This window comes from Bradyrhizobium sp. (assembly GCF_019244115.1).
Classification (GTDB): Bacteria; Pseudomonadota; Alphaproteobacteria; order Rhizobiales; family Xanthobacteraceae; genus Bradyrhizobium.
The window spans coordinates 24,446-42,817 of record NZ_JAFATE010000722.1 but is presented as its reverse complement, the minus strand read 5'-3'; the positions used below and the strand labels follow the sequence as shown (position 1 = coordinate 42,817).

General features: G+C 63.8%; 14 protein-coding genes and 1 pseudogene. 11 read left to right on the top strand and 4 right to left on the bottom strand.

The window, feature by feature from the left end:
• The 9 genes from JOZ76_RS31175 to JOZ76_RS31135 form a co-directional block, all read left to right on the top strand.
• Positions 1–307: carbohydrate ABC transporter permease (locus JOZ76_RS31175; protein WP_291705236.1), on the top strand; the 307-nt coding region annotated here is incomplete at its 5' end.
• A gap of 53 nt (positions 308–360) precedes the next feature.
• Positions 361–1,251, top strand: a complete 891-nt coding sequence (locus JOZ76_RS31170; RefSeq protein ID WP_291705237.1) for a carbohydrate ABC transporter permease — start codon at positions 361–363, stop codon at positions 1,249–1,251.
• Positions 1,252–1,255: 4 nt separating this feature from the next.
• Positions 1,256–2,368 carry an ABC transporter ATP-binding protein gene (locus JOZ76_RS31165; RefSeq protein ID WP_291705235.1) on the top strand — a complete coding sequence of 371 codons (1,113 nt, stop codon included), beginning with the start codon at positions 1,256–1,258 and terminating at the stop codon, positions 2,366–2,368.
• Between the two features lie 17 nt (positions 2,369–2,385).
• A complete protein-coding gene (locus tag JOZ76_RS31160; protein WP_291705234.1) occupies positions 2,386–3,903 on the top strand; it encodes a GMC oxidoreductase in 1,518 nt (505 codons plus the stop codon).
• Between the two features lies 1 nt (position 3,904).
• Complete coding sequence (locus JOZ76_RS31155) at positions 3,905–5,515, top strand: GMC family oxidoreductase (RefSeq protein ID WP_291705233.1); 1,611 nt, start codon at positions 3,905–3,907, stop codon at positions 5,513–5,515.
• 180 nt (positions 5,516–5,695) lie between these two features.
• Entirely contained in the window at positions 5,696–7,954 is a 2,259-nt protein-coding gene (locus JOZ76_RS31150) for a cation:proton antiporter domain-containing protein (RefSeq protein WP_291705232.1), read from the top strand.
• A 198-nt stretch (positions 7,955–8,152) separates the two neighbouring features.
• Complete coding sequence (locus tag JOZ76_RS31145) at positions 8,153–8,638, top strand: hypothetical protein (RefSeq protein ID WP_291705231.1); 486 nt, start codon at positions 8,153–8,155, stop codon at positions 8,636–8,638.
• Between the two features lie 233 nt (positions 8,639–8,871).
• The gene (locus JOZ76_RS31140; protein ID WP_291705230.1) at positions 8,872–9,951 is read left to right on the top strand and encodes a maleylacetate reductase; all 1,080 of its coding nucleotides are present in this window, start codon (positions 8,872–8,874) and stop codon (positions 9,949–9,951) included.
• Between the two features lie 212 nt (positions 9,952–10,163).
• Positions 10,164–10,349, top strand: a complete 186-nt coding sequence (locus JOZ76_RS31135; RefSeq protein WP_291705229.1) for a hypothetical protein — start codon at positions 10,164–10,166, stop codon at positions 10,347–10,349.
• 307 nt (positions 10,350–10,656) lie between these two features.
• Here JOZ76_RS31135 and JOZ76_RS31130 read toward each other — a convergent pair whose 3' ends face one another.
• The 4 genes and pseudogenes from JOZ76_RS31130 to pdxR all read right to left on the bottom strand — a co-directional run bounded on the left by JOZ76_RS31130 (position 10,657) and on the right by pdxR (position 16,025).
• A complete protein-coding gene (locus JOZ76_RS31130) occupies positions 10,657–11,904 on the bottom strand; it encodes a metal-dependent hydrolase family protein (protein ID WP_291705228.1) in 1,248 nt (415 codons plus the stop codon).
• A 54-nt stretch (positions 11,905–11,958) separates the two neighbouring features.
• Complete coding sequence (locus JOZ76_RS31125; RefSeq protein WP_291705227.1) at positions 11,959–13,317, bottom strand: MFS transporter; 1,359 nt, start codon at positions 13,315–13,317, stop codon at positions 11,959–11,961.
• A 145-nt stretch (positions 13,318–13,462) separates the two neighbouring features.
• A pseudogene (locus JOZ76_RS31120) lies at positions 13,463–14,463 on the bottom strand (4-hydroxyproline epimerase).
• A 98-nt stretch (positions 14,464–14,561) separates the two neighbouring features.
• A complete protein-coding gene (gene pdxR / locus JOZ76_RS31115; protein WP_291705226.1) occupies positions 14,562–16,025 on the bottom strand; it encodes a MocR-like pyridoxine biosynthesis transcription factor PdxR in 1,464 nt (487 codons plus the stop codon).
• 124 nt (positions 16,026–16,149) lie between these two features.
• Here pdxR and JOZ76_RS31110 point away from each other — a divergent pair, with 124 nt between their 5' ends.
• Complete coding sequence (locus JOZ76_RS31110) at positions 16,150–17,421, top strand: hypothetical protein (protein ID WP_291705225.1); 1,272 nt, start codon at positions 16,150–16,152, stop codon at positions 17,419–17,421.
• Between the two features lie 383 nt (positions 17,422–17,804).
• Entirely contained in the window at positions 17,805–18,191 is a 387-nt protein-coding gene (locus tag JOZ76_RS31105; protein ID WP_291705224.1) for an MmcQ/YjbR family DNA-binding protein, read from the top strand.
• The last annotated feature ends 181 nt before the right edge of the window (positions 18,192–18,372 follow it).

Genomic DNA, 18,372 nt, shown 5'->3' with positions numbered 1-18,372 from the left:
GCAGATCGACGGCGCCAGCACCTTCGCCACCTACCGGCGCATCGTTATTCCGCTGCTGCGGCCGATCTTCCTCTCCGCCGTGATCGTGCTCGCCCACATGGCGATCAAGTCCTACGACCTCGTGCTCTCGGTCACCGGCAAGAATCCCGGCGGAGCCGCCGAGCTGCCCTCGACCTTCATGTATTCCTACACGTTCACGCGCAACCAGATGGCGGTGGGATCGACCAGCGCCGTGATCATGCTGATGACCATCGCAGCGATCATGGTGCCTTACATCTACTCCGAGACCCGGGAGAAGAGCCGGTGACATCAGCCGATCTCGTCACCTCAGCGTCGCCGCGACGTCATAACGGCCACTCGCTGACGACCCGCATCGTCATTTATGGCCTGCTCACCCTGTTCGCGCTCGTCTATCTCGTGCCGCTCCTGGTCATGGTGATGACCTCGCTGAAACCGCTCGGCGAGGTCACCGGCGGCAACATGTTCGCGGTTCCGGAACATCTGACGCTCAGGCCCTGGGTCGACGCCTGGGGCGAAGCGCGCATCGGCGTGTCCGAGACCCGCGGCATCCATGGCTACTTCCTCAACTCGGTGAAGATGGTCATCCCCGCCGTCTTGATCTCGACCCTGCTCGGCGCGCTGAACGGCTATGTGCTGACCAAGTGGCGCTTTCCCGGCCACAAGCTCGTGTTCGGCATGATGCTGTTCGCCTGTTTCATCCCGTTCCAGTCGGTCATCATCCCGATGGCCGTGATTCTCGGCGCGCTCGGCCGGATCGGCGTCGACCTCTACGACCTCACCGGCTGGTCGTTCGGCCTCGGCAATGCGACGGTCAACCTGGTGATCGTCCACGTGATCTACGGCCTCGGCTTCACCACCTTGTTCTTCCGCAATTACTACGAGAACTTTCCGAACGAGCTGGTCAAGGCGGCGATGATCGACGGCGCGAGCTTTTTCCAGATCTTCCGCCGCGTCCTGTTGCCGAACTCGACGCCGATCTTCATCGTCACCGTGATCTACCAGTTCACCAACATCTGGAACGACTTTCTGTTCGGCTCGACCTTCGCGGCCGGCGATTCCGCTCCGATGACGGTCGCGCTCAACAACCTCGTCAACACCTCGACCGGCGTCGTCGAATACAACGTCAACATGGCGGCCGCGATCATCGCTGCCGCACCGACATTGCTGGTCTACGTCGTTGCCGGGCGCTATTTCGTGCGCGGCCTGATGGCCGGCGCCGTCAAGGGATGAGGACATGGCCACGCTGGAAATTGCCGCGCTCCGCAAGCGTTTTGGGACCATCGAGGTCCTGAAGGGGATCGACATCACGCTGGAGAAAGGCGGCTTTCTCGTGCTTGTCGGTCCGTCCGGCTGTGGCAAGTCGACCCTCTTGAACACCATCGCCGGTCTCGAGCAGATCTCCTCCGGCGAGATCCGCATCGCAGGCAATGACGTGAGCCATCTGCATCCGTCCAAGCGCGACATCGCCATGGTGTTCCAGTCCTACGCGCTGTATCCGAACATGTCGGTCGCCGAAAACATCGGCTTTGGCATGGAGATGCGCGGCGTGCCGAGGGCCGAGCGCGACAAGGCGGTCGCGGCGGTGGCAAAAACCCTGCAGATCGAACACCTGCTGTCGCGGCGGCCGAGCCAGCTCTCCGGCGGGCAGCGGCAGCGCGTCGCAATGGGACGCGCGCTGGTGCGGCGGCCCAGCATTTTCCTGTTCGACGAGCCGCTGTCGAACCTCGATGCCAAACTGCGCGTCGACATGCGGATCGAGATCAAGCGCCTGCACCAGACCACCGGGTCGACGATCGTCTATGTCACCCACGACCAGATCGAGGCGATGACGCTCGCGACCAAGATCGCGGTGCTCAAGAACGGCGAGTTGCAGCAGGTCGGCAGCCCCAGCGAGATCTATGATCGGCCGGCCAACACGTTCGTCGCGGATTTCATGGGCTCACCGGCGATGAACCTGCTCGAAGGCACGGTCACGGCTGCCAACGGCGCGCCGCGAGTCGTGATCGCACGCAAGGAGGGCGAGCCCATCGTGCTGCCGATCCCCGCCAGCGCCGATGCGGGCAAGCTGCAGGACGGCGCCAGGGTGATTTTCGGCATTCGCCCCGAGGCCGTGAACGACAGCGAGAGCATCGACCGCAATGCAAGGTCGGTGGTCAAGTTCGATGCGACCGTCGAGATCGTCGAGCCCGCCGGCTCGGACACCTTTGTCGTCATCCACGCCGCCGGCAAGGAGCTGACCGCGCGGATGCGCGCCGACGCCGATCTCCGGCGCGGACAGAACCACACCTTCGCCTTCAACCTCGACAAGGCGGTGCTGTTCGACCCGCAGACGACCGCGCGCATCTGACCGATCGGCCTGAGGAGATGCGTTTGTCACAACAGGAGACAGTCGACGTCCTCGTCATCGGATCGGGCATGGGCGGCGCGACCTTTGCGGCGGGGCTCGCGCCCGCGGGCGCAAAAATCCTGATCCTGGAACGTGGCGAGCGCCTCACAGACAGCGATGCGGCCCGCGATGCGCGCGCGATTTTCCAGCGCGGCGTGTTCCGGCCACAGGAATCCTGGATCGACGGTGCCGGACAGGCGTTCAATCCCGGCAACTACTATTATGTCGGTGGCAACACAAAACTCTATGGCGCGGTGCTGATCCGTTATCGCGCCGAGGATTTTGCGCCCGTTGCCCATCGGGGCGGCACGACGCCGGGCTGGCCGTTCGCCTACGACGAACTGGAGCCGTGGTACACCCGCGCCGAACAGCTCTACAAGGTGCGCGGCGCGCTGGGCGCCGACCGCACCGAGCCGCACCATTCGGCGCCCTATCCTTTTCCGCCGGTTCCGGACGAGCCGGCGATCGCAGCGGTCCGGCAGCGCCTTACAAAGGTCGGCCTCAACCCGTTTTCACTGCCGCTCGGGATCGACATCGACACCTGGCTCAAGCGCGCCAAGACGCCATGGGATGCTTTTCCGGACATCGGCCACGGCAAGATGGATGCGGAGTCCTGCGGGATTGCCTGCGCGCTCGCTTATGACAATGTCGAGCTGCGCACGGGCACGCAGGTCGAGCGGCTGATCACCGGATCGGACGGCAAGCGCATTGCCGGCGTCGAGGTCGTGCATGGCGGCGAGCCCAGCGTGATCGGCGCAAAGATCGTCGTGCTCGCGGCGGGCGCGGTCAACTCGGCCGCCCTGCTGCTGCGCTCGTCAGAACGCGGGCTCGCCAACCGCTCCGATGCGGTCGGCCGGCATTTCATGAATCACAACGCCTCGGCGGTGCTGGCGATCGATCCGCGCGTGGTGAACGATTCGATCTATCAGAAGACCATCGGCATCAACGATTTCTATCTCGACGACGGCCGCGGCGGGCCGCCGCTCGGCAACATCCAGCTGCTCGGCCGCGTCACCGCGCCGATCCTGAAATCCAGCATGCGGCTTGCACCCGAATGGGCGCTCGGCTTCATGAGCCGCCATGCCGTCGACTGGTACGCCATGAGCGAGGACCTGCCGAACCCCGACAGCCGGGTGACCGTCGATGGGCCAAGAGTCCGGCTCGACTGGAAGCGCTCGAACTGGGCGACGCATCTGGCGCTGGTCGCGGCGCTCAAGGAGCGGCTGCGCGCGGCGGGCTATCCGATCGTGCTGGCAAGAGCGTTCGACCGCCGCACGCCGTCGCATCAATGCGGCACCGTGCGCATCGGTCGCGACGGCGCGACCTCGCCGCTCGATCCGTTCTGCCGCGCCCATGATCACGAGAATCTGTTCGTCGTCGATGCGTCGTTCCTGCCGACCTCGGCCGCGGTCAATCCGTCGCTGACGATCGCGGCGCAGGCGCTGCGTGTCGCCGACCATGTCGCGAAGACCGATCTTCGCGCTCACGAGGCGTGAGATGGCGGCTTACGACTACATCATCGTCGGCGGCGGCTCCGCGGGTTGCGTCCTTGCCAACCGTCTGAGCGCCGATCTCCACGTCAGGGTGCTGCTGCTGGAGGCCGGCGGCGGCGACAAAAATCCGCTGTTTGCGATGCCGGCCGGCTTTGCCAAGATGACCAAGGGCGTCGCGAGCTGGGGCTGGAGCACCGTTCCGCAGCGTCATCTCAAGGGCCGCGTGATCTGGTACACCCAGGCCAAGGTGATCGGCGGCGGCTCCTCGATCAACGCCCAGCTCTACACCCGCGGCAACCGCAAAGACTACGATTCGTGGGCTGAAGACGCCGGTTGCGACGGCTGGAGCTATCGCCAGGTGCTGCCCTACTTCATTCGCAGCGAGGACAATCAGCGCCTGGTCAACGCCTATCACGGCTATGGCGGACCCCTTGGTGTTTCCTATCCAATCAACCCGCCGCCGATCAGCCACGCCTTTCTGCGCGCGGCGCAGGAGATCGGCATTCCTTTCAACTTCGATTTCAACGGCGCCGTGCAGGATGGCATCGGCCATTACCAGCTCTCGACGCGCAACGCGCGGCGCTCGTCGGCCTCGCGCGCCTTTCTCGCACCGGTCCGCGGTCGCGCGAATCTGACCGTCCGCCTGAACACGCAGACGCTCAGGATCGAGATCGAAAAAGGCCGCGCGGTCGGCGTCACCGTTACGAGCGGCAGCGCGACCGAGACGATCCGCTGCGAACGCGAGGTGATCTTGAGCAGCGGCGCCATCGGCTCGCCCCGCCTGCTGCAACTCTCCGGCATCGGACCGGCCGACGCGTTGAAAGGCGCAGGCGTTGGCGTCGTGCACGACCTTGCCGGCGTCGGCGGCAATTTTCAGGACCATCTCGATCTCTACGCGATCTCTGAATGCACCGGCGACCACACCTATGACCGCGTCGCGCAGCCGCATCGCACGGCCTGGGCGGGGTTGCAGTATCTGCTGTTCAATACCGGCCCTGTCACGTCGACGCTGTTCGAGACCGGCGGCTTCTGGTACGCCGACAAGGCGGCGCGTTCGCCCGACATCCAGTTTCATCTCGGGCTCGGCTCGGGAATCGAGGCCGGCGTCGCGCAGATGAAAAATCCGGGCGTCACGCTCAATTCCGCCTTCCTGCGTCCGCGCTCGCGCGGAACGGTGCGCCTCGCCAGCGCCGATCCCGTCGCCGCGCCGCTGATCGATCCGAACTACTGGGACGACCCGTATGATCGCGCCTGCGCAATCAAGGGACTGCGGCTGGCGCGCGAGATTTTGCGACAGAGGGCGCTAAAACCCTTTGTGCTCGCCGAGCGGCTGCCCGGCGATCATCTGAATTCCGACGAGGAGCTCATCGACTACGCGTACCGCTCGTGCAAGACCGACCACCATCCCGTCGGCACCTGCGCGATGGGCGCCGGTCCGAACGCCGTCGTCACCCCCGATCTCAAACTGCGCGGGATCGAGGGGCTGCGTGTCGTCGACGCCTCGGTGATGCCGTTCGTTCCCTCCTGCAACACCAACGCACCGACGATCATGGTGGCGGAAAAGGCCTCCGACATGATTCTCGGCAAGCCACCGCTGCCCGCGGCGGCCGTCTGAGCGGCGCGCAATAGCCGCGCTGCGCGAGCGGATGTCGATGACATTGGGGCGACCACAAGGGTCGCGCCTACATTGAGGGTGTAGGGGCGACCCTCGTGGTCGCCCCGCCGTCGGGCCTCGATGTGACCACGGAACCCTCTGCTCTAGCAGCCGTTGTTCCTTCTCACAGGGGACGTGCGAATGCGATGGAGCCGCCTCCAGTCGCTGTTGTGGGCAGGAATCGCACTCCTATTGATGACCATTGTAGCGGACGCCGCTGCGGGCGAGCAGGCCAACCGTCCGTCCGAATTCCTGCTGCTGGTCCAGATCGCCCTTCTGATTGCCGTCGGCCGCGGGCTTGGCGAGGTGATGCAACGCATCGGCCAGCCCTCAGTGATGGGCGAACTCCTCTGCGGCCTGCTGCTCGGCCCTTCTCTGCTCGGCTGGGTATGGCCCGCGGCGCAGCACGCGATTTTCCCGCCGTCAACTGAGCAAAAGGCCCTGCTCGACGGCATCGCCCAGTTCGGCATTTTGTTGCTGTTGCTGCTGACGGGCATGGAGACCGATCTGCGACTGGTCCGCAAGGTCGGCAAGGCAGCGATAGCGATCTCGGTCGCGGGGATCGTCGTGCCCTTCGGTTGCGGTTTCGCGCTCGGCGAGTTGCTGCCACAAGCCCTGCTGCCGCATCCGGAAGCGCGCCTCGTCGCATCGCTGTTTCTCGGCACGGCACTGTCGATCTCCTCGGTGAAGATCGTGGCCGTCATCGTGCGCGAGATGAACTTCATGCGGCGCAATGTCGGCCAGATCATCGTCGCCAGCGCCATCATCGATGACACGATCGGCTGGATCATCATCGCCATGATCTTCAGTCTCGCCGCGCACGGCTCGCTGGAAATGTACGCCGTCGGCCAGGCGCTGCTCGGGACCTTTGCCTTCCTTGCCATCAGCTTTACCATAGGCCAGCGGCTGGTCTTTCGCCTGATCCGCTGGGCAAACGACCACCTCGTCAGTTCGGCCGCCGTCATTACGGTGATCCTGCTGCTGATGAGCGTCATGGCCATGATCACGCATCTGATCGGCGTACACACGGTTCTCGGCGCTTTCGTCGCCGGCGTGCTGGTTGGACAGTCGCCGATCCTGACGCGGCAGATCGACGAACGGCTGCGCGGGCTGATCAGCAGCCTGTTCATGCCGGTATTCTTTGGCCTCGCCGGACTCAGCGCCGATCTGACGGTGCTCAAGGATCCCACGCTGCTGATGCTGACGGCGGTTCTGGTGCTGATCGCCAGCATCGGCAAATTCGGCGGCGCCTTCGCCGGCGGCACGATGGGCGGCCTGACACGACGGGAGTCCTACGCGCTCGCCAGCGGCATGAATGCGCGGGGGTCGACCGAGGTGATCGTCGCCACGATCGGCCTGTCCATGGGCGTGCTCAGCCAAAACCTGTTTTCGATGATCATCACCATGGCGATCCTGACGACGATGGCGATGCCGCCGATGCTGCGTGCCGCGCTGGCGCGGCTTCCGCTCGACGAGGACGAGAAGGAAAGGCTAGAAAGGGAGGAATTCGAACAGAGCGGCTTTGTCGCCAATCTGGAGCGGCTCCTGCTCGCGGCCGACGAGAGCCTCAACGCCAGATTCGCGTCCCATATTGCCGGGCTGCTGGCCGGCTGGCGCGGACTGCCGATCACCGTACTGCACGTCGATCCGAAGGCGCAGGGCCGGGACGAGCACGGCGACGCAGACAGCCTCGAAATGGTCGTCGAGAACGCGGCGAAATCGATCGCCGAAGCCGACGAGGACAGCCCTCGCAATATCGAGATCACGACGCGCGTACCCAAGGAAACACCAGGGCAAGCCATAGAGGACGAGGCAAAGAAGGGTTTCGATCTCCTCGTCGTGGGCATGGACCAGACCCTCGATGCCAAGGGCGGATTCAATCGCAGGATCGAAGACATCGGCGCCGGCTTTCGGAGCCCGATGGCCATCGTCGTTGCGAGGGGTCCTCACCTCGAACGACCCGCGGCGCCGGGTTTCAAAATCCTCGTACCGGTCTCCGGCAGCGCCGTCTCGCGACGCGGCGCCGAAGTCGCCATCGCTCTGGCCCATCTGAGCCCCGACCCGCTGAGGGTGGTCTATGTGTCGACCACGCGGGACAAGGGCTCGCGGCGAAGCAGCGCCAGCATTTCGCTCGGCAGAGAGGAAGCGATCCTCAAGGATACGACAGCAGCCGCGGCGCGGTACGATGTCGACGTCAGGACCGTGCTCCGCGCCCACACCGCGCCGGAGCAGGCTATCCTGCAGGAAATCCGCTCGAGCAAAGCCGATCTCGTGGTGCTCGGCGTCGACCGCATCGCTGGCAAAAAGCTCGACTTCGGCAGCGTGGCGCACGCTGTCTTATCCAAGTCCGACGCGTCGGTCCTTTTGATTGCTGACGGAGCTGCGGCCCGCAAAAGTTGAGGGTTTTGACCGAGAGCGGGAATAGTGGAAGCATTTTGAAGATAGGTCGCTCTGGTTACGATGCACGGCTCGTGCAACATTTCTGTGTCAAATTCGCTTGTCCCGCGCGCAAGAACCCCACCAAAACTGCCGACCTTGTCGTAACATGATTGAAGGAGCCTCTCAGTATTTTGGAGTCCGCTCCGGTGACGGAAGCCGATGTCGAACACACCGATAGATCATCGTGAGCATGCGACGACGTATTTTCCGGATCGACGGACGGCCTTGTGGAGTCTTCCTGCCCTGCTTCTGCTGACTGGTTGTGGCCAGGCCGGACCAGAGTGCGATAGCCCGGATACGCGCAATTCAGTGCTCAAGATCGTTTCCGGCGACAGCAACAACGCGCTCGTCGACTACGCCGCGAGGAATTCGAGCGCGGTTGAGGCCAGAGTAAACAATGCGAGCAGAGAGGCCGAAAAATCGGTCATTTGGGAAAAGGCAAGACAAAGTGCCTCATACAGGTTGGATAATACGATCATCATGAATTCAAGAAGCAAGCGAGCAGCGACTTGCAGCGCCTTATTGTATGCGACGGTAGAGGATGCGACTGCGGAAAAGCAGGTGGACTTCAAGGTCGAACAGGCGCCGGATGGAAATGTGTCCGTCTCGGTCAGTCCGTTTCAATTTTCAGTCCCTCCACGTTGATCACGCACATCCGTTCCTGTCTCTTCGTTCTCAAAAGACTCACATCCCAGTCGATCAGTTCAGAGACGTGCCGTTCTAACACACTGCAAGGCTGTTCTCACAGCTCGTGCCGGAGCTTCACATCGGGCGACATCGGTCATCCCGGTGCATCAGGGATCAGCAGGTGCGCGCACTGTCTCTTTTGTATCGACCCGGATCGCGCTACGATGTCTCCCGGTTCTGGAGGCCAGCGCATGATCGGCTCGTTCACCTTCGAAAGTCTGCCTTGCCGCGTCATCTTCGGCAGCGGCACGCTGGGCGCTGCGGCCGACGAGATCAAGCGGTTTGGCGGCAAGCGCTCGCTGGTCCTGACCACACCGCAGCAGGAAGCTGAGGGTCGCAGGCTCGGCGCATCATTGGGCTCGCTTTTCACCGGGATTTTTGCGGGCGCCACGATGCATACGCCGGTTGAAATAACCGACCAGGCACTCATCGCCATGAAGGAGCTGGATGCCGACTGCGTCGTCTCGCTCGGCGGTGGATCGACCACGGGACTGGGCAAGGCCCTCGCCTTGCGCACCGGCGTCAACCAGCTCTGCATTCCCACCACCTATGCCGGCTCCGAGATGACACCCATTCTCGGCGAGACCAAGGACGGCCTGAAGACCACCGTTCGCACCAACGACGTCCTGCCCGAAACCGTGATCTACGATGTCGACCTGACCCTGTCGTTGCCCGCAAGCCTGGCCGCGACCTCGGGCATCAACGCGATCGCACACGCAGTGGAAGCGCTCTATGCGCGCGACCGCAATCCCGTGATCTCGCTGATGGCCGAGGAAGGCATCCGCGCACTGGCCGATGCGTTGCCTTCCATCATAGCAACGCCCGGCGATCGCGAAGCCCGCAGCCAGGCGCTCTACGGCGCGTGGCTCTGTGGCGTCTGCCTGGGCACGGTCGGGATGGCCCTGCATCACAAGCTTTGTCATACGCTCGGCGGCACCTTTGACCTGCCCCACGCCGAAACGCACACCATCGTCCTTCCCCATGCGGTGGCCTATAACGCGCCGCTCGTGCCCGAGGCCGTGGCGCGGATCGCCCGCGCGATTGGCGCCAGTGATGCCGCGCAAGGACTCTACGACCTCGCGCGCCGGCTCAATGCAAAGCTGGCGCTGCGCGATATCGGAATGCCCGAGAGCGGTATCGACAAGGCGGCCGAGCTTGCCGTGACCAATGCCTACTGGAATCCGCGCCCCCTCGAACGCAACGCCATCCGTGATCTCATCGCACACGCCTGGTCGGGCGCGGCGCCGGTTGCGACGAAGGTCGCGTCCTGAGCGTGTGACGTATCTGCTCTCGTGTCAGAGCTCTCGCCTTGATCCTTACAGGCGATACCACCGAGAAATTTTCAACAGTGGCGGGAAAATCGTAGCCCATGGCCATGAAAATCAGGACCGACCGGCTCCTGACCGAGAAGGTCGGAAAATCGTTCCGCTTGCTGACAAGACCAAAGATGATATGACGTGCCATCCAATTCGAGGAGAGTAAATTGGCCAAAGCGACAAAGAAGAGACCGACCCGCAAACCATACACCGCAGCCGACATCAAATTGCTCAAGCAGCATTCGAAGGCAAAGACGCCGGTTTCGAAGCTCGCGAAGTTGATGAAGAGATCGGAAGGATCGTTGAGGCAAAAGGCCGGGACGCTCGGCATCGGCCTCGGCCATCAGCGCTAGTGTCCCGAAACCCGAAGTTCGTCCCGTTCCGCATTTCTCAGGCGAACTTCGGATTCGAGGGACGCTGGTAATTTGTCTGGTGTGACCTGGTCCAACAATTAGCGGGAGCATTTTCGAGCGAAGTGGGCACCGGTTCGCATGAAGAAAACGCGTCAAAACAAGAATCTAGAGCCTCCGTTCCGATTCAATTGGAACGGAAAGGCTCTAATCCGCTGCGAAACTGCAGCGGGTATCGCAACACCGGGAGAGTGAGCGCTCGAACTGACTGGCCGTCCTTGTCCTCCCGCTGGACGCCCGTTGCCGGCTGCTAGGGGTTCAGCCTGTCCACCTGCATCCTGCCCGCCTTCATGACCAGCGGAATATGTTCGCCCTGGCCGAGCAAGCACGAGATATCGCGGAGCGGGTTGCCCTCGACCACGAGCAGATCCGCCCAGGCCCCGGGCACGATCCGGCCGAGCCTGCCTTGCATGCCCAGCACCTCGGCGCCGATCATGGTCGCGCTGGCGATGACCTCACGGGCGCCCAGGATGTTGGCGCGGATTCGGAACTCCTCGCTCTGCAGCCGCTGCGAGGGACCTAACAGATCGCTTCCGAATCCCATCTTCACGCCGGCCTGCTGAAAGATTTTCAGCGAGCGCAAGCCGGCATCGCGCACGTCGGCAATTTTGGCCACGCTCTCGGCAGGCAAGCCATATTGGGCCCCCTCGCTGGCCAGGGCCTCATAGGTGACCAGCGTCGGGACCGCATAGACGCCCCTTTCGGCCATCAGGCGTGCGGTCGGAAGATCGACCAGATTGCCGTGCTCGATGGTGCGCACGCCGCAACGCACTGCGCGGCTGATGGCTTCGGCGGTATAGGCGTGAGCGAGCACATAGGTCTGGCGTGCCCGCGCCTCCTCGACGATGGCGCGGATCTCATCCTCCGAATAGCCCCACGCTCCCACCGGATCGGTCGGCGATGCCACTCCGCCCGATGCCATGATCTTGATCTGATCGGCGCCCATCAAGAGTTCCTCGCGCGCCGCCTTGCGCACGCCATCGACCCCATCGGCAACGCGCGCCAGCGCACCCACGCGCACGCAACAGGCGCAAGGCGGGTTATCGATCAGATAGTCGGAGCGCGCGCGCATGTCGCCGTGGCCGCCGGTCTGGCTGAGCGCCCGGCCGGATACGAACAGCCTCGGACCATCGGTTAGGCCAGTGTCGATCGCCTGCTTCAAGGCATGGCCGGCGCCGCCGGCATCGCGGACCGTCGTAAAGCCCCGCCGCAACATGCCGCGGAGCAGCAGCGTCGAGCGCAGCGTCACCAGCACGTTCGGCATGTGCACCTGCTGCGCCAGATTGAGCTCCACGGCGATGGCGTGCACGTGGAGATCGATCAGGCCGGGCATCAGCGTCCTGCCCTTCAGATCGATGGTTCGATCAGCGCTCGCCTGCAACGGCCGGTCCGCGACTTCCTTGATGAGGTTGTCCTCGACCAGCACGTGATGTCCCTCGCGCAGTTCGGGTTCGAGCGGATCGAGCAGAGCGGCGTTCTTGAACAGTATGCTGGACATGATGTTTCCGTCGGTCAGGACGAGGCAGAAGTCAGAAAACGGTGTGAGGCAGCGTCATGCAGTCTCGCTCGCCGCAATATCTTCCAGCGAGCGTCCGCGCGTCGGTATACCCATCAGCACCACGGCCACGGCTCCGATCAAGAGCACGCTGGTCGTCGTGCCGAACACGCCGGCAAAGCCGAAAGTCGGATAAAGATAGCCGACCAGGATCGGCGAGACGATCGCGCCGATGCGACCGATCGCCGAGGCGAGCCCGGCGCCCGTGGTCCGGATCGCCGTCGGGAAAACCTCGGCCGTATAGGCGTAAACGCCCGCGTAGGTGCCGTTCATGAAAAAAGACAGGCAAATGCCGGCAAGCATGATCTCCTGATCGCTCTGCGCGAAGGCAAGCCCGAGCGCGCCAGCGCCGCCGAACAGCATGTAGCAGGCGATGGTGGCCTGGCGGCCGATGCGCTCGTTGAACCAGGCGGCGCTGAAATAGCCCGGCACCTGCGCGCAATAGATCGCCAGGGAATAGGAGAAGCTTTTTGTGATGCTCATTCCGTTCTGGACCAGGAGTCCCGGAATCCAGACAAAGAACGAATAATAGCTGAAGGTGATCGACAGCCACATGATCCAGGTCATGATCGTGATGCGCGCCTGCCGACCGGCGAGCAGCGCCACGAAATTCGCAAACAGGGTTCCGCCTTTGGCGGACCGAGCGGTCACCTCGGCAACCGGCTGCGGCAGCACGTAGCCCTCGCGTGCGAAAACGGCCTCGATCTTCTCCAGGACGGCTTCAGCTTCCTTCGTCCTCCCCCGACTTTCCAGCCAACGTGGCGATTCGGGCAGCGCCCTGCGCCACCACAGCAGCATGACCACGGGCAGCGCGGTGATCACCAGCACGATGCGCCAGCCATTCTCCTGCGCAGGAACGATGAAATAGCCGAGCAGCGCCGCAGCCACGAAGCCGAAAGAGAAGAAGCCCGCCAATGCGCCCGTAAAACTGCCCCGGAAACGCCGGGCAACGAATTCCGCAAGATATGGCGCAATGATCGCGCTTTCGGCACCGGTGCCCATGCCCGCGACGATGCGCGCGGCGAAGAAAGACGGCCAGGTGTCAACGGCCGCGCTGACCAGCGAGGCCGCGCTGTAGAGCGCCAAGGCCCACATCATAACCGCGCGGCGGCCGATCAGGTCGCCGAGCGTTCCGGCCAGCAAGGCGCCGAACAGGAAGCCGATATAGGTGCTGCTGCCGAGCAGGCCGATCTGGACGCTGGAAAGCCCCCAGGCGGTGCGGAGCACCGGGAAGATGAAAGCCAGCACCGCGGCGTCCATCGCGTCGAACGTGTAGCCGAGCCCGCCCATCAACAGCAACCGCTTGTGGAAGGGGGCGAACGGAAGACGCTCGATGCGCGCCGAGATCATCGACATGAAAGCTTCTCTTTTGCCTTTGACGCCCCGGCGCGCCGTGCTGCTTGGAGGAAGCATAGACAACGGGACGTTATCCTTCAAAATCAATAGTCATGATCACAGTGAATATCGAGCATGTCGTGCCGGGGTTCTCGATGAGGCGGCCTCAGCCCAACTGAAAGCCGTGCGCGAGCGGGTCGCGGTCGTCCACGAAAATCGTGTTGTGGCCGATCACGCGCGCCCATCCTGCCACGCTCGGCAGGATTGCAGAATACGCGCCGACCCTTGCCTCGCCTTCGACGCGGCAGTTGAACATCGTGCCGATGATGCTCTCATGGACAAAACTGTCCCCGACCTTGAGACGCCCGCGCGTCACCAGTTGAGCCATGCGCGCGGACGAGCCCGTTCCGCATGGCGAGCGGTCGATGGCCTTGTCGCCATAGAAAACGGCATTGCGGGCATCGGCTGCCGGCGATTTCGGTTCGTCGCACCACATCACGTGGCTCGCGCCGGCAATCCGCTCGTCCAGGGGGTGCACGGGCTTCAACGCCCGCTGAGCGGCCGCGCGCACCAGCGGGCCGAGCCGCCTGATCTCATCAGCGGACATGCCATCGAGACCGGACCAATTTGCCTGCGGTTCGACGATGACGTAGTAGTTGCCGCCATAGGCCAGATCGACGACGAGCGCGCCGACCCCCGGTACATCGAGCGTAACGTCGCGCGCATGCAAATAGCTCGCGACATTGAATAGCCTGACTTCTTCAACATACGGCCCGTTTTTCTGATACTCGATCGCGACCCGGCCGGCCGGCGCTTCGATGGCCAGTCGTCCTTCCTGCCTCGGAACGACGAGCCCTCTTCGAGCGCCACGGTCACCGTTCCGATCGTGCCGTGGCCGCACATTGGGAGGCAGCCGCTGACCTCGATGAACAGGACTCCGATGTCGCAGTCCTCGCGCGATGATGGATAGAGGATTGCTCCTGACATGATGTCGTGTCCGCGCGGCTCGAACATCAGGGCCTGCCGGACCCAATCGTAATCCCGCATGAAGATCTGACGCTTCTCCGCCATCGCGACATGCGGCAGGAGCGGACCGCCGCCGGCGACCACGCGAACCGGGTTGCCGCAGGTGTGGGCGTCGACACAGAAGAAGGTGTGACGTGCCATGACGTCCCCCTGACATGATCCGGAAATGCGAGGCCGCTTCCCGCAGATTAAGCTCAACAACCGTCCGCCGCAAAGGTGCGAGGCGATCGCGGTTCGTTCTACCTGCGATCGCGATTTGCGACCAGCATCGCAAGCCGTGCGGCGGCGGGCACGATCAATTGCCGCGGAAACCCGGAAAAGCCCAGCATCAGGCCTGGACGTGGGCGCGCCGAACGGTAGAAACGACTGATCGCCCGGACGACAATGCCAGCGCGACGCGCCGCCGCCTCGATTTCGATGTCGGATGTTCCATCGCGCAGGTAGGCGACGAGATGCATGCCCTGGTCGGGCAGCGCCACCTCGAGGCTGCCCGCCCCGCGGCGGACGAGCGTCTCGGCCAGCGCATCGCGCTGCTCGCGGTAAAGCTGGCGCATGCGGCGGATATGCGCGGCAAAATGGCCCTGCTGCATGAACTGCGAAACGACGGCCTGCTGCAGTGTCGCGGGCTGGCGGTCGATCAGATAGCGTGCGCCAACGAAGGCCTGCAGCAAGGCCCGCGGCACCACGGCGTAGCCGAGGCGCAGTCCCGGAAACAGCGCCTTGTTGAAGGTGCCGACATAGATCACCTGCTCTGACTCATCGAGGCCCTGCAGCGATGCGAGGGGCGGACCCGAATAGCGGAACTCGCTGGTGTAGTCGTCCTCGACAATGAACGCGCCGCTCTGACGCGCCCATGCCAATAGTTCGAGACGGCGCGCCATCGACATCGCAACCCCGCTCGGAAACTGGTGCGACGGGGTCACGAAAACCGCGCGCGCCCGCGGCGCCTTGCGGCGACCGGCATCGACCACAAGGCCCTGCTCGTCCACTGCAATCGCGTGCGGTCGTACCCTGGCGAGCATGAGTTGTGCGTAAGTCAGCGGATAGCCGGGCTCCTCGACCCAGACCTCGTCGCCCGCCGAGAGCAGCACGCGGATTGCGATGTCGACCGCCTGCTGAGTGCCCGCGGTGATGACGATCTGCTCCGGCTCGCACCGCACCGCGCGGGCGGCCCGCAGGTAGTCGCATATGTTGGCGCGCAGTTCGACGAGGCCCGCCGGATCGGCGTAGCCGAGGTCGTACGGCCCGAGCTGGCGCACGGCGCGATGCGTCAGGGTGCGCCACGTCTCCGCGGTGCGCGCATCGATCAGCGTGCGTCCGGTGTTGAACGGCCGCGCCTCGCCCTGCATCGCCGAGCGTTCGAAATCGGGGAAGGCCTTGGCCGGAATCGGCACGGTGCGCCTGATTGCTCGCGCTGTGCGGCGTCGCGTCGCGAGTCCCGCGACCTCCTGCGAAATGAAGGTACCCGAGCCATGGCGGCTCTCGACATAGCCCTCGGCCAGCAACTGCTCGTAGGCCGAGACCACCGACGCCCGCGCCACGCCAAGCCGCGATGCCATGACGCGTGACGACGGCACGCGCGTCCCCGCGGCAAGCGCGCCCGACAGCACAGCGGAGCGAACCTGCATGTAGATCTGGCGCGACAGCGGCGTGCGGCTCGTGCGGTCGAGTTGCCAGACATAGAGGTCGGCCCAGCCGTGCAATGACGCCTCCCCGAAAAAGTGGTCTGCCAGGATGAAAGAAATTGGACCATCTGGACGGGCCAGTAAAGGCTAGCTTTCAGGCCATGCCATCCCCGCCGCTTGCGACCCCTGTGAGGATCAAAGGATGACCGCCTCCGAACCGCTCGACCAGGCCTGGAGCTACCCCTTGTTCGAAGCGATCTATGGCCGGCGTTCCCGGCGCTTCGGGCTCGGCTTCGAGATGCCCACGGGGCCTTTCCGCTACACCTCCGCCCACGCGCCAGTGCCGCTGACCGAGCTCGAGGAGGCGCTGTTGGTCGGCGCGGGCGCCGGCTTCACCGGGCTCGCATTCTGGGACCTGCCGACGCCGGCCCCTTACGGTCGTGTGAGCGGCCGCGCGTTCCCGACGACGCGGCCCGGCGGCCACACCGCACTGTTCTTCACCAATGACGACGGCTTTCATGTTCTCGACCACGATGTTTCAGCCAGCAAGCTGCGCGAGATCGAAACCAGGGAACAGCGCGGCAAGCTGCTGGAAATTTTCCGTGCGCAACGCCGGACGCTGAAGCCCGGCCGGCTCGAGATTCCCCGCCGAGCACCGGTCGTGAGCGCTCACGATCACTGGGATTCGAATCGGCCGGGCTCCACGCTGTTCATGCCGGTCTGCGATGTCAGCGCAGCGCTGATCTCATTGATTGCGCAATTCGTTGACCCCGCGCTGCGCCGCTATGCGACCGCGAGCGGCGGCATGAATATCGTCGACGACCGCCACGGCTTTCGCCCGGCCGGCACGGAACGCTGGATCAGGGACGGATTGATCGACGCCGAGCAGGTCTTGCCGCTATCGATCCTCGAGCGACAGGCCTGCTACTATGTTTTCAGCGAGCCCGCTGCGATCTGCCAGAACATGTTTTTGGCGACGGAGGCGATCGGGCTCGGCGGGTGGAAGCATTGCGGGTTTCTGTCGCTCGAGATTCTCGAGCGCATGGGATTTCGCATCGTAGCTCCGGCGAGCGGCGGGATGTTTGGCAATCCGATCGGGCTCGATGGCGTGACCCAGGCAAGCTGCCCGCCCTATCACGCGACCATGGACGCGGCGGTTGATGCCGTATTTGCGCGCACGGCGCGCGCGGAGGCGGCGCCGGTGCCGCATCGCATGTCGGAGGCCGAACATCGCGCCGGCACGGTTCGCCTCAGCGCCGAAGGGCTCGCCTGCACCAAGGCAGTCTGCAACTATATTTACGAGACTCACGGCCGCTTTCCCGGCGGCACCGATGCAATGCATCTGATGTGGGTGATGCAGGTGCACCACGTCGATACCGAGTACTACGACCGCTTCTTTGGGACGGACGCCTACGGATCAACGCACGCGGCGCATCTGTCGAACTGGCACCGGTCGGAGGCAGGCGAACCCTAGCCCCTTTGGCCGTCCATCGTTTCAGGCCGGACATCGATGCGCAGGCGTCGGGCTAAATCTCTTCTCGTGTCTTCGTCTGTGCATCGTAGATCCTGACCCGAAGCATGGGAAAGCGCTTCTTCAGCTCTTGTGCCCCTGCCTTGGCTCCGTCCCGGGTCGAAAACTCGGCTTTCAATCGACCATCCACTTCGAGTGCATAGCCTGACGCTGGCAGTCCACGGGCAGCAGCAACCATCTCGTTCTTCTCACATTCGATTTGACGGAGGCGGAATGCTTAGCGTGAGTCGCCCGGATGGCGCCAGTCGTGTTATCGGATGAGCAGAGTTGTGGCCGGTGTGGCGTGGAAAACCCGCTCATCCGCGCATACATGAGTTCTGGTTCGCATGTGGCTCCGCCAACAGGATCATCCCAGCTATAGTGCTGCCATGAGTCGTCAGATCGTCAATGCCATCTGCCGTACGTTCCCCGGCGCCGAGGTGTCCGACCCCTGGGGTGGAGGTCACGACGCCTGGAAAGTCGGCGGCAAGATGTTTGCTTGCATTGGTTCCACGATGCCGGGCGTCTCGGTCAAGACCGACAGCGTCGAGACGGCACAAATGCTCATCGATGCCGGAGTTGGCGTGCGAGCACCCTATTTCCACCGCTCATGGGTAAATCTGCCTTGGAGCACGTCGAAGGATGAGCTTCGCTACAGGCTCGCAGCATCCTACCGGCTGGTCCGTTCCGGGCTGACGAAAACGGCGCAGGCCCGGCTCGATCCGTTCGAATGAGGGCAGGCGAACGGCCGACACGACGTTGACGAAGGAGGCACCTGGATGTGTCGGATACCACACGCGGAGGAGCCGCGCCCGACAATTGTAATTTTGCAGATCGCACGTTTCTGGTAATCAGATGGTCGCCTGTGCGATCTAACTCGTGTTGCGGCTGTCCGGAAGGAACCGCTCCGTCGAA